A 12,444-nucleotide genomic window follows, 5' to 3' on the forward strand; every position below is an offset into this window, starting at 1 on the left:
GTGTGTTACCTTCAGCTGTCCTGACGCATGCGCCAGAGTTGAAAAATGTTGACGCCCGCATAGATGAACCCTGCCAAAGCGGCAAAATCAAACAGCAGCGCATAGCGCCCCGGCAATCCCAGCGCGGGGCCGATAAACAGTGTCATGGCAAGCCAAATCACCATCGTCACAGCGATGACGATGCCGATATGTCGGCCCTTGCGGGCTATGGCCTGTTCCTTGTCCTTATCCATCTCACCCAGATGCCCCGGACGGGCACCTTCAATTAATCTTCGTAAGTTCCGTCTTCCTTGGCACGTTTGGCGAATTCGGTTTCCTCACCCGCCGCGAGTTTGGACGCCTGTTCGATCCAGCCATCACGCTCGATCCGGCCTTTGAACTTCAGCCGGGCATCCACCCAAGCCACCTGCTCAGGCGTCCACTTTGCGATCTGGTCGTAGTGATAGAAGCCAAGCTCATTCAACGTCTGTTCCAGCTTTGGGCCGACGCCTTTCAGCATCTTCAGGTCATCCGCTTTGCCATCCCGAGCTGCGGTCAGCGTTTCAGGTTGATCTTCCTTGGCGGCCTTCGCCTCCGCGGCCTGCTTCACAGCCGGTTTGGCCGGTGCCGGAGCTTTCGGAGGTTTCGGAGCCGCCTTTGTCGCCGCCGCCTTGCCATCCTTACCCAGCCAAGGGGTCAGGATCGGAACTTCGGTGCCGTCGATCCGCTTGACCGTGTCGCCAATATCCTTCGCCAACTCGACGCTGGCATTGTACTGCGGCTTGCCTGCCTCATGCTCTGTCAGGCTGCTGAGCCCTTTCAACGGCTCAGCGGCATAGCGCCCGTTCTGCGGACCCGGAGTCGGCACTTTGCCAGCGGCCAGATCGTCGATGATCTTCCCAAAACTCGCGGCGGTCAGATCCTCATAGTAGTCCTTGCCGATCTGAGCCATCGGCGCGTTGGTGCAGGATCCCAGGCATTCGACCTCTTCCCAGCTCAACTTGCCGTCAACCGACAGTTCATGCGGTTTCGTCGCGATCTTTTCCTTGCAGACCGCGATCAGATCCTCAGCCCCACAAATCATACAAGAGGTCGTGCCGCAGACCTGAATGTGCGCCACCGAGCCAACCGGTTGCAGCTGGAACATGAAGTAAAAGGACGCAACCTCGAGCACGCGGATATAGGCCATACCTAGCATATCGGCGACAGATTCAATCGCCGGGCGGCTCAACCAGCCCTCTTGTTCTTGCGCACGCCATAGCAGCGGGATTACCGCGCTGGCCTGACGGCCTTCGGGATATTTGGTGATCTGCGCTTCGGCCCATTGCTGGTTGGCAGCGGTGAAGGCAAAGCTTTCGGGTTGTTCGGGGTGGAGGCGGCGGAGCATTAGCGGTCAATCTCTCCAAATACGACATCCATGGTGCCGATGATGGCCGCAACATCGGCCAGTTGGTGGCCTCCGGCGACGTGGTCCATGGCTTGTAGGTGCAGGAACCCGGGCGCGCGCAGTTTGGCGCGGTAGGGTTTGTTGGTGCCGTCGGCGACGAGATAGACACCGAATTCACCCTTGGGGGCCTCGACGGCGGCATAAACCTCGCCTGCTGGCACGTGGAACCCTTCGGTGTACAGCTTGAAGTGATGAATCAGGCTTTCCATCGAGGTCTTCATGTCCGACCGCTTCGGCGGGGTGATCTTGCCCCGCGCCAGAACGTCCCCGGGACACTCGCGGATTTTTTCGATCGCCTGACGGATGATCAGCAGCGACTGGCGCATCTCTTCCATGCGGACGAGGTAGCGGTCATAGCAGTCGCCGTTCTTACCAACGGGGATCTGGAATTCGAACTCGTCATAGCATTCATAGGGCTGCGCGCGGCGTAGATCCCATGCAAGGCCAGAGCCGCGCACCATCACGCCCGAAAAGCCGTATTTCTGAATGTCTTCTTCGGTCACAACACCGATGTCGGCATTACGCTGTTTGAAGATGCGGTTTTCGGTCAGCAGCCCGTCAATGTCGTCCAGAACGGCGGGGAACTCGTGGCTCCACGCCTCGATATCGTCCAGCAGTTCCGGCGGCAGGTCCTGATGGACACCACCAGGGCGGAAATAGGCAGCGTGCAGGCGCGCACCGCAGGCACGCTCATAGAACACCATCAGCTTTTCGCGTTCCTCGAACCCCCACAGAGGCGGCGTCAGCGCACCGACGTCCATCGCCTGCGTGGTCACGTTCAGCAAGTGGTTCAGGATGCGCCCGATCTCGGAATACAGCACACGGATCAAAGAGCCGCGGCGCGGCACTTCAACACCGGTCAGTTTTTCGATGGCCAGACACCAGGCATGTTCCTGATTCATCGGCGCCACGTAATCCAGGCGGTCGAAATACGGCAGGTTTTGCAGATACGTCCGGCTTTCCATCAGCTTTTCGGTGCCACGGTGCAGCAGGCCGATATGCGGGTCGCAGCGCTCGACGATCTCGCCATCGAGCTCAAGCACCAGACGCAAAACCCCGTGCGCCGCAGGGTGTTGCGGGCCGAAGTTAATGTTAAAGTTGCGGATCTTCTGTTCTCCGCTCAGCGCGTCCGTGCTGCCGTCATCGTATCTTGAGCCGTCCATCAACGCCCTCGTTTCTTCTTCGCTTCGGCCCGAACCCGGACCTTTTCCGCCTCAGCCGCTTTGGCCGCGGCCCCTGCCAGCAGGACCCCCAGCACACCAAGTGCGATCAGTTCCCCCAGCATCATCATCTCAGCGGCGCTCCAGTTCCTGTAACTTGAGGCCAACCCACCACAGCAACGCGATCGTGCCAAAGGGGACCAAGCAGAGAAGGCACCAATATTTGTTAATCCCGAAAAACGGCAGAATCTTCACCATCGGTATGATGGTCAGCGCAGACAGGATCAGCCACCAGATGCCTCCCATTATTCAGCCTCCTGTTTCTCATCCCCCGGCAGAATGTAATTCGCGCCTTCCCACGGGGACATGAAATCAAACTGACGGTATTCCTGCACCAAACTGACGGGTTCGTAGACCACGCGCTTTTGCGCTTCGTCATAACGGACTTCGGTGTAGCCCGTGGTTGGGAAATCCTTGCGCAACGGGTGCCCACGGAATCCATAATCCGTCAGAATACGCCGCAGGTCCGGGTGGCCCGAGAACAGGATGCCGAACATGTCGAACACCTCACGCTCGAACCAGTTGGCCGACGGGTGGACGTCAACAATCGATGGGACCATGTCCTCCTCGCGGACCGAAACCCGCAGACGAATGCGGTGGTTCTGGTACATCGACAGGAAGTGATAAACCACGTCGAACCGCTTGGCGCGTTCAGGGTAGTCAACGCCGGTGATATCCACCAATGTCGAGAATTTGCAATTTTGGTCGGACTTCAGGAATTCGACAAATTCCACCAGGTTCGACGGCGCCACATCGACATTCAGCTCACCGTGGGTGACGTCCCAGGACAGAACGCAATCCGCCCGTTTCAGTTCCAACTGGGCGCCGAGTTCCTTGAGTGTTTCGCTCATCAGATCTTTCCTCAGCGTACGATGGTGCCGGTGCGGCGGATTTTACGTTGCAGCTGCATCAGACCGTACAGCAGCGCCTCTGCCGTTGGCGGACAGCCGGGAACATAGATGTCCACGGGAACGATCCGGTCGCATCCGCGCACGACGGAATAGGAATAGTGATAATAACCGCCGCCATTCGCACAAGAACCCATCGAGATCACATAGCGCGGCTCGGGCATCTGGTCGTAAACCTTGCGCAATGCCGGGGCCATCTTGTTGGTCAGCGTACCGGCCACGATCATCACGTCGGATTGGCGCGGGGACGCACGGGGCGCAATGCCGAACCGTTCGGCATCGTAACGCGGCATTGAGGTGTGCATCATCTCAACCGCGCAGCAAGCCAGACCAAAGGTCATCCAGTGCAGCGAACCGGTGCGAGCCCAGTTGATGATGTCTTCGGTCGAGGTCAGCAGGAAACCCTTGTCCTGCAGCTCGGCATTCAGGGCCTGGGTGGCGACTTCCTTGTCGACGCCGGCAGTGTTTGCACCCGTCATCACTCCCATTCCAGGGCCCCTTTCTTCCATTCATAGGCAAAGCCGATGGTCAGCACTGCCAGGAACACCATCATGGACCAGAAACCCACATCGCTGATGTCCTTGAAACCCACGGCCCAAGGGAACAGGAAGGCAATTTCCAGATCGAAGATGATGAAGAGAATCGAAACCAGATAGAATCGGACGTCGAATTTCATCCGCGCATCGTCGAAGGCATTGAACCCACACTCATATGCGCTGACCTTTTCGGGGTCGGGATTGCGGACGGCCAGAACCACAGCGGCCAGAATCAGGACGATTCCAAGGCCCACAGCAACGGCCAGAAACACCAGGATCGGGAGATATTCCCGCAACAGGTCTTCCACGAATAGCTCCTTTCCTGCGCATACCCCAAGAGGGAGCGCCGTCAATTGGCGTGTTGACTGGACATTCTCTATCTCTGCGGGGTCAGAGGGTCAACCGAACACAATCGCGCAGGGGCCTAATAATCCACTTGCTATTAAAACGTGGAATTCAAAGGCAAAGCGAATCTGCCGATACACCGTCTCGAGCTAAACATGACGATTCCATGCAGGTTTGCGCTTGTCGAAGAAGGCGCTGATCCCCTCGCGCGCCTCGTCCGTTTCCCACCGTTCGACCAGCGCCCGGATGGTCTGGTCGATCACCGCATCGTCAATCTTCGGCCCCAGTTCCCGGACCAGTTCCTTGGCCGAGGCAACCGCACCCGGTGCACAGGACAGATAGGGTAGAACCTCGGCCTCAACGGCATCGGCAAGATCCGCTGCGGGAACGCGTTTCGCCAGCAAGCCAAGCTCCACCGCTTCTGCCGCATCAAATACCCGGGCCGACATGAACACGCGCCGGGCCCGAGCTGCTCCCATTCGGGCAATGACATAGGGTCCAATCGTGGCCGGGATCAGACCCAACCGCGTTTCGGTCAGTCCCATTTTTAGCGTGTCAGCGCCGACGGCTACATCGCAAACTGCCGCCAATCCTACCCCGCCGCCGAATGCGTTACCCTGCAACGCTCCGATCAGCGGCTTTTGCATCGTGTTCAGCGCTTGCAACATCTCGGCCAGTTTTCGGGCCTCGGAAAACCGTGTTTCGGGATCTGCCGCCATCTGGTCCCGCATCCAGCCCAGATCTCCACCAGCGCAAAAACTTTTGCCTGCACCGGTCAGAACCACAACCCGAACCGCGTCATCACTGCTCAATCGTTCCGCCGCGAGGGTCAGTTCGGAGATCATCAACGCTGACATTGCATTGTGCTTTTCGGCACGGCTCAAAGTCAGAGTGGCTACGCCACGCCCATCCGTGACGACAGAAATCGTTTCATACATATCCGTCTCTCACATTTGTCTCATGGCAGAGGCCATCCGCGCCGCTTCTTCCACAATTTCCAGATCAAGCCCAGTATCATACCCAAGCCGTTCCAGATGCGCCGCGACGGTTTCGGTAGCCACATTGCCAGACGCGCCTGGGGCGTAGGGGCACCCGCCCAGACCACCAACCGCAGCGTCAAACGTCCGCACACCCAGCGCCAAGGCCGCATCGATATTTTCGATGGCCCGCCCATTGGTATCGTGGAAATGCCCCGCCAGCCGCGTGACTGGCACCCGTTCACGCACGGCAAGCAGCATATGCGCGATCGTATCTGGTGTTCCCTGCCCGATCGTGTCGCCCAACGAGACCTCATAACAACCCAGCGAAAACAGCTTGTCAGCCACTTCGGCCACTTTCTCGGGCGGCGTCGGACCGTCATAGGGGCAGTCGGTCGCACAGGACACATACCCGCGCACCGGCAGATCAATGTGGCGCGCGGCCTCAAGGATCGGAGTGAACCGTTCAATGGATTCCTCAATCGTGGCGTTGATATTGGCCTTCGAAAACCCTTCAGATGCCGAGGCAAACACAGCGATTTCATCGGCCCCTGCCGCAAGCGCATCGTCGTAGCCACGCATATTCGGCGTCAGCGCGGCATAGCGCACACCCTCAGCCCGCGTAATCCCGGCCAGCACCTCCGCACTGCCTGCCATCTGTGGCACCCACTTAGGAGAAACAAAGCTGGCTACTTCGATCCGGTTGAACCCGGCGCGGCTGAGGCAATCAACCAGAGCCACTTTGTCGGCCACCGGGATCTCATGCTGTTCGTTTTGCAGGCCGTCGCGCGGACCTACTTCAAAGATTTCGACCCGCTCGCCCATTACAGCGTTCCTCCCGGCGTCTTCTCATTTAACAATCGGATGATCTGACTGTGCCACGCAATGCGTCGCACGAACAGGTTACACCTCTTCCAACCGAACCAGTGCAGCGCCTGCCTCGACCTGAGCACCCTCATCCGTCAGTACTTCGGCCACCACCCCGTCACGCGCGGCCAACAGGGAATGCTCCATCTTCATCGCTTCGAGCACTGCCAACCGGTCACCTTCCTGCACCGCCTGCCCGACCTGCGCAAAGACCGCCTTGACCAGACCGGGCATCGGCGCCTCTATGATATTGGTATCGCCGGTGGCGCTGGCATCGCGATCCAGCGGATCAATCATGTCAAACGCCTGCCCGTAATTCTCGAACACGGTAATCCGGTTATCTGCCACGACGACACGCGGCATGGCGGCACCGCCTATAGACCACCCTCCGGCCAAACGCTCGGCGAGGATGGTTTCCCGCCCGACCTGCCAAATCTGGCGTTCCGGGCCTTGCACCTGAACATCCAGATCAATGACGTCCCCGGCCTGCAACTGAACCGCCCGATGCAGAGGAGCCCAAAGGGAAAACCCAGTGACGTCGCCGGTTTCGACTAGACCAAGGGCTGACATCGCGGCAGCCACACAAACCGCGGCCGAGACCGGCCCCTCATGTGTCAGCGCATCCAGATTTCTCCCGATTTGCCCGGTATCTACATCGCCATTGACGAAGCCCCCATGTCTGGTGAGCGCGCCTAAAAACGCAAGATTGGTAACGGTGCCAGCGACTTCGGTGTTTTGCAGGGCGCGATGCAACTGCTCCAAAGCAACAGCTCGGTTTGGACCATGAACAATAATCTTGGCGATCATTGGGTCATACCAGGGGCTGATCGTATCGCCGGCCCTCACGCCACTGTCGGCCCGACAACTGGACGGGAATTGCAGATGGGTCAGAGTGCCTGTTGCAGGCAGGAACCCTTTAGGAACGTCCTCAGCGTAAAGGCGGGCCTCAAACGCATGACCGTTGATCGAAAGCTGGTCCTGGGTTTTCGGCAGAGCCTCGCCCGCCGCGACACGCAATTGCCATTCGACCAGATCGACGCCAGTAATTGCCTCGGTCACCGGGTGTTCCACCTGAAGGCGCGTGTTCATTTCCATAAACCAGAACCGGTCAGGGCGCAGCCCGTCCGTGGCATCCACAATGAACTCGACCGTGCCTGCGCCCTTGTAGCCAATGGCCTCAGCCGCGCGCACACCCGCCTGCCCCATCGCCTCGCGCATCTCAGACGTCATGCCGGGGGCCGGGGCTTCTTCGATCACTTTCTGATGGCGGCGTTGCAAAGAACAGTCGCGTTCGAACAAATGCACCGCGTGGGTACCGTCCCCAAAGACCTGCACTTCGATGTGGCGGGGTTTGGCCACGAATTTCTCAACCAGAACCGCGTCATTGCCAAAGGCAGTCCGAGCCTCGCTGCGCGCACTGTCTAGCGAAGATGAGAAATCCTCGGGCCGCTCAACCAACCGCATTCCTTTGCCGCCACCGCCCGCGACCGCCTTGATCAGAACCGGATAGCCGATGGCTTCAGCGGCTCCGGCCAAGTGCTCAGGGTCCTGATTGTCGCCGTGATACCCCGGCACCACGGGAACGCCTGCCTGTTCCATCAGCACCTTGGCCGCGTCTTTGAGACCCATCTTACGGATGGCATCCGCCGAGGGGCCGATGAAGATCAGGCCAGCCGTCTCAACCGCATCCACGAAATCCGGGTTTTCGGACAAAAACCCATAGCCCGGATGGATCGCCTGCGCGCCCGTGTCCAGCGCTGCCTGAATGATCACATCGCCCTTCAGATAGCTTTCAGCGGGAGCCGCACCCCCAATATGCACTGCCTCATCGGCCATCTGCACATGCTTTGCCGTTGCGTCCGCATCGGAATAAACCGCAACGCAGGAAACGCCCATTTTCTGAGCGGTTTCCATCACCCGGCAGGCGATCTCGCCCCGGTTTGCGATCAGGATTTTGTTAAACATTGTCCCGGCTCCATTTTCGGATCGCGTTGTTAAGATGCCGTTCTGTACGCGCATCAAGAGCCACAAGCATCACCTCAAGAGAGCTTTTGGCAACTGAAGCCACCGCAATTTCAGCGGCTTGATCATGTGGGAAACCATACGCCCCGGTTGAAATCGCGGGGAAGGCAATACTCTGGCAGCTATGTTCCTCCGCCAAACGCAGACAATTCGCATAACAGCGCTGCAACAGCTCAGCTTCGTTTGCTTCACCATTTCGCCAAATAGGACCAACCGTATGGATCACTATACGCGAAGGAAGGTTATAGGCGTTAGAGACCTTAGCAGCTCCGGTTTCGCATCCTCCGAGCCCGCGACATTCCTCAAGCAATTTTGGACCTGCGGCGCGGTGAATTGCGCCATCCACTCCCCCACCGCCCAGCAACGAGCGGTTTGCTGCATTAACAATGGCATCCACCTGCAATTGGGTAATGTCGGATTTAACGATCTCAAATCCCATGATCACATCCTGAACACGCCGAAACGTGTTTCTTCTATGGGCGCGTTCAGTGCTGCGCTCAGCGATAGGGCCAACACATCGCGGCTTTTACGAGGGTCGATGATGCCGTCATCCCAAAGACGCGCCGAGGCATAGAGCGGGTGGGATTGTTCCTCGAACATCTCAAGCGTCGGGCGCTTGAAATCAGCTTCCTCCTCGGCCGACCAAGTACCGCCTTGCCGCTCGATCCCGTCGCGTTTGACAGTGGCCAGAACGCCCGCCGCCTGCTCTCCGCCCATCACCGAAATGCGTGAGTTCGGCCAGGTCCACAGAAATCGCGGCTGGTAGGCGCGACCGGCCATTCCGTAGTTTCCGGCTCCGAAGGACCCCCCAACCAGCATGGTGATCTTCGGTACATTCGTCGTGGCCACCGCCGTTACCATCTTGGCCCCGTGCCGCGCGATGCCCTCATTCTCGTATTTGCGACCGACCATGAAACCGGTGATGTTCTGCAGAAAAACCAGCGGAATGCGACGCTGCGAACACAACTCAACGAAATGCGCGCCTTTCTGGGCGGCGTCCGAAAACAGCACCCCATTGTTGGCGATGATCCCGATCGGACAGCCTTTGAGATGCGCGAACCCGGTCACCAGTGTTTCCCCAAAGCGCGGTTTGAATTCGTCGAAGCGCGAGCCATCGACCAGCCGCGCAATCACTTCTCGGATATCGTAAGGCGTACGCAGGTCGGCGGGGACGACGCCCAGTATTTCTTCGGGATCGTAAGTCGGGTCTTCGGGGCTGGCCCAATCCACTGTCTGCGGTTTGCGCAGGTTCAGCGATCCAACCGCCCGGCGCGCCAGCGCCAGCGCGTGGGCGTCATCCTCAGCCAGATAGTCGGCCACGCCGGACAGGCGGGTGTGGACGTCGCCGCCGCCCAGATCCTCAGCACTTACAACCTCACCTGTCGCGGCTTTGACCAGAGGCGGCCCGGCCAGAAAAATCGTACCCTGATCGCGCACAATAATGGTCACATCCGACATCGCGGGCACATAGGCCCCGCCTGCGGTGCACGACCCCATCACCACTGCGATTTGAGCGATGCCCTTCGCGCTCATCCGCGCCTGATTGTAGAAGATGCGGCCAAAGTGATCGCGGTCGGGGAAAACCTCGTCCTGATTGGGCAAATTGGCTCCGCCGCTATCGACCAGATAGATGCAGGGCAAATGGTTTTCTTCGGCAATCTCCTGCGCGCGGAGGTGTTTTTTGACCGACATCGGGTAATAGGTGCCGCCCTTCACGGTAGCGTCGTTGCATACCACCATGACCTCGCGCCCCTGCACCCGGCCAATACCTGCGATGACCCCTGCACAGGGCGCGGCGTCTCCATACATCCCATGCGCCGCCGTCGCGCCGATTTCGAGGAACGGAGACCCAGGGTCCAGCAAGTTAGCCACCCGTCGCCGAGGCAACATCTTGCCCCGGGATTCATGCCGCGCGCGAGACTTCTCGCCGCCGCCCATGCGGGCTGCTTCGGCGGCGACAGAGATTTGCTCCAACGCTTCAAGATGAGCAGTACGGTTGGCCTTGAAGCCCTCAGAGGCGGGCATGGCCTTGGATGTGAGTTTCATTGAGCTTCCCCCTGTGCAAGCCTTTGCAGGTGTCGCCATTCCACCCAATCTCCTGCGTTCAAGTACATTTTACACCATGTATCTGGAGGAATTTCTGTGCGAGGGGATGCATCGCATACATCAAAAACTCCTTCGACCAATTGGAGGTACTTTCGCTCGTAGCTACGTGCCGCTCTACCCGCCTCTCCGATACTCTGGGGCACAGTGGTTTTGATTTCAGTCGAAAGTGCATCGACATGCTCAGAGAGTTCTACAAGACATTGCACTCGTTCTTCGGCCAAGCGGCCTATTGTGCAATAGTCGACAGCGATACTGATACAGTTGGTATCCATGATCATACCATTGTTTGGCTGGGTTAAGAGCGCGCAACCGTCAAACCATTCCAATACACCAATCGAATTATCCGAATTTTCTACCTGCGCCGCGCAAACTTCTGCCAAGATTAGAGAAAGGACAAACACCAAGCGCTTCATTCACTGGACTCCCCCGCCGCACGCATCTTCAATTCCTTGCGGATCACCTTCCCCGTCACTGTCATCGGCAGTTCCTCCAGAAACGCCACCTCGCGCGGGTAGGAATACTGCGCCAGACGGTCCTTGACCCACTCTTGCAACTCTTGCTCAGCAGCTTCAGCGCCGGGTTTCAGCACCACATAGGCCTTGACGATCTCGGTTCGCAGCGGGTCGGGTTTGCCTACCACACCCACCGTCGCCACTGCAGGGTGGGTTAACAGGCAATCCTCGATCTCGGCGGGGCCGATGCGGTAGCCGGCCGAGGTGATTACGTCATCCTCGCGGCCGACAAATCGCAGATAGTCACCCTCCCACACACCACGGTCGCCAGTGATCAGCCAGTCGTCCCGGAACTTCTCAGCCGTTGCCTCTGGCCGGTTCCAGTATTCCAGCAACATCGAGGCTGAACCGCGCCGGATGGCAACATCGCCCTCTTCGTCAGTCGGCTGGCCGTTTTCGTCAATCACCGCAACCTCATGCCCCGGCACCGGTTTGCCGATGCATCCCGGACGCACTGGAAAATCTTCAGCGCAAGAGGATACAATCATGTTGCACTCGGTCTGGCCGTAGAACTCGTTGATCGTCAGGCCAAATGCCTGCTGCCCCCACGCCAACATCTCGGCCCCCAGAGGCTCACCGCCAGAAGCAACCGAACGAAGACCAGGGATTTTCTGATCTGCCGCCTTGAGCATCCGCAAGGCGGTCGGCGGGAAAAACACGTTCCGCACGCCACCCTGCACGATAACATCGGCGCAGGCCTCAGGCGTGAATTTTTGCAATCGTGCTGCAACGACCGGAATGCCCAGCGCCAAACCAGGCATCAGCACGTCAAACAGCCCCCCGATCCAGGCCCAGTCGGCGGGCGTCCACAGGCAGTCCCCCTCGCGCAGATAGTTGTGGCTGATCGAGACCCCTGGCAGATGGCCCGTTAACACACGATGCCCGTGCAATGCGCCTTTTGGGCTGCCAGTGGTGCCCGACGTGTAGATCAATACAACCGGATCCTCGGGCCCTGTGTCCGCATAAGATACAGGGTCACCATCGATGCCGACCTCAGCCGCCAACAGGGGCGACGCGAGATCGCCCAGAAGGTCGGCCCCCTCGGGGTCGGTCAGAACCACCTGCACCCCGGAATCCCCAACCCGCGAGCGCAGCGCGTCCCGCTTGAACAGTTTGAAAAGCGGCACCGAAACGGCACCAATCTTCCAGATCGCCAGATGCGCCGCCGCGCACCAAGGAGATTGGCCCAGCAACACCCCGACCCGATCACCACGCTGCACAGAGCGCGACAGCGCGCGGGCTATCCCATCAACCTTCTGCGCCAGTTGCCCATAGGTGACGTGACGCACAGATGATCCAGTCAGGTCGATCAAAGCCGTTTGGTCAACCGGATGCTTCAGGCACTGCGCGGCCATGTTCAGCCGCTCTGGCACTTCCCAGCCGCCCAACGGGTGCAAACCCGGTATGCGCCTAGCGTCTACCACGTTGACTTCCCCTTATTTTCCTAACGCTTTCACGCGCCCTCCACCCCCGAGAACTGACACGAATTTGATACAGATCAGAGTTTGCCCCCCGCGCCCCTGCC

The 12,444-nt window shown here is 59.0% G+C and carries 15 protein-coding genes; all 15 read right to left on the reverse strand.

Annotated features, from left to right (window positions below):
- Positions 1-11: 11 nt before the first annotated feature.
- The 15 genes from ACR0IY_RS06010 to ACR0IY_RS06080 all read right to left on the reverse strand — a co-directional run bounded on the left by ACR0IY_RS06010 (position 12) and on the right by ACR0IY_RS06080 (position 12,343).
- On the reverse strand, positions 12-233 hold the full coding sequence (locus tag ACR0IY_RS06010) for a DUF5337 domain-containing protein (RefSeq protein ID WP_480671284.1): 222 nt from the start codon (positions 231-233) through the stop codon (positions 12-14).
- Positions 234-265: 32 nt separating this feature from the next.
- Entirely contained in the window at positions 266-1,366 is a 1,101-nt protein-coding gene (gene nuoE / locus ACR0IY_RS06015) for an NADH-quinone oxidoreductase subunit NuoE (protein WP_480671286.1), read from the reverse strand.
- A complete protein-coding gene (locus ACR0IY_RS06020; protein ID WP_480671288.1) occupies positions 1,366-2,589 on the reverse strand; it encodes an NADH-quinone oxidoreductase subunit D in 1,224 nt (407 codons plus the stop codon). Before ACR0IY_RS06020 ends, nuoE begins: the two co-directional genes overlap by 1 nt.
- Positions 2,589-2,717 (reverse strand): hypothetical protein, encoded by a 129-nt coding sequence (locus ACR0IY_RS06025; protein ID WP_480671290.1) that lies wholly within the window; start codon positions 2,715-2,717, stop codon positions 2,589-2,591. The genes ACR0IY_RS06020 and ACR0IY_RS06025 overlap by 1 nt, the downstream gene beginning before the upstream one ends.
- 1 nt (position 2,718) lies before the next feature.
- Entirely contained in the window at positions 2,719-2,892 is a 174-nt protein-coding gene (locus tag ACR0IY_RS06030) for a hypothetical protein (RefSeq protein ID WP_010442775.1), read from the reverse strand.
- Positions 2,892-3,497 (reverse strand): NADH-quinone oxidoreductase subunit C, encoded by a 606-nt coding sequence (locus ACR0IY_RS06035; protein WP_480671292.1) that lies wholly within the window; start codon positions 3,495-3,497, stop codon positions 2,892-2,894. Before ACR0IY_RS06035 ends, ACR0IY_RS06030 begins: the two co-directional genes overlap by 1 nt.
- Before the next feature lie 11 nt (positions 3,498-3,508).
- The gene (locus ACR0IY_RS06040; RefSeq protein WP_037307875.1) at positions 3,509-4,042 is read right to left on the reverse strand and encodes a NuoB/complex I 20 kDa subunit family protein; all 534 of its coding nucleotides are present in this window, start codon (positions 4,040-4,042) and stop codon (positions 3,509-3,511) included.
- A complete protein-coding gene (locus tag ACR0IY_RS06045) occupies positions 4,033-4,398 on the reverse strand; it encodes an NADH-quinone oxidoreductase subunit A (RefSeq protein ID WP_170325678.1) in 366 nt (121 codons plus the stop codon). Before ACR0IY_RS06045 ends, ACR0IY_RS06040 begins: the two co-directional genes overlap by 10 nt.
- Positions 4,399-4,584: 186 nt before the next feature.
- A complete protein-coding gene (locus ACR0IY_RS06050; RefSeq protein WP_480671294.1) occupies positions 4,585-5,373 on the reverse strand; it encodes a crotonase/enoyl-CoA hydratase family protein in 789 nt (262 codons plus the stop codon).
- 9 nt (positions 5,374-5,382) lie between these two features.
- Positions 5,383-6,237, reverse strand: a complete 855-nt coding sequence (locus tag ACR0IY_RS06055; RefSeq protein WP_480671296.1) for a hydroxymethylglutaryl-CoA lyase — start codon at positions 6,235-6,237, stop codon at positions 5,383-5,385.
- 78 nt (positions 6,238-6,315) lie between these two features.
- A complete protein-coding gene (locus ACR0IY_RS06060; protein WP_480671297.1) occupies positions 6,316-8,244 on the reverse strand; it encodes an acetyl/propionyl/methylcrotonyl-CoA carboxylase subunit alpha in 1,929 nt (642 codons plus the stop codon).
- Positions 8,237-8,740, reverse strand: coding sequence for an O-acetyl-ADP-ribose deacetylase (locus tag ACR0IY_RS06065; RefSeq protein WP_480671298.1), 504 nt, complete (start codon positions 8,738-8,740; stop codon positions 8,237-8,239). The genes ACR0IY_RS06060 and ACR0IY_RS06065 overlap by 8 nt, the downstream gene beginning before the upstream one ends.
- A gap of 2 nt (positions 8,741-8,742) precedes the next feature.
- Positions 8,743-10,347, reverse strand: coding sequence for a carboxyl transferase domain-containing protein (locus ACR0IY_RS06070; RefSeq protein ID WP_480671300.1), 1,605 nt, complete (start codon positions 10,345-10,347; stop codon positions 8,743-8,745).
- Positions 10,344-10,820, reverse strand: coding sequence for a hypothetical protein (locus ACR0IY_RS06075; RefSeq protein WP_480671302.1), 477 nt, complete (start codon positions 10,818-10,820; stop codon positions 10,344-10,346). The genes ACR0IY_RS06070 and ACR0IY_RS06075 overlap by 4 nt, the downstream gene beginning before the upstream one ends.
- Positions 10,817-12,343 carry an AMP-binding protein gene (locus tag ACR0IY_RS06080; RefSeq protein WP_480671304.1) on the reverse strand — a complete coding sequence of 509 codons (1,527 nt, stop codon included), beginning with the start codon at positions 12,341-12,343 and terminating at the stop codon, positions 10,817-10,819. The genes ACR0IY_RS06075 and ACR0IY_RS06080 overlap by 4 nt, the downstream gene beginning before the upstream one ends.
- Between the last annotated feature and the right edge of the window lie 101 nt (positions 12,344-12,444).

This window comes from Ruegeria sp. BC1, from assembly GCF_056539305.1.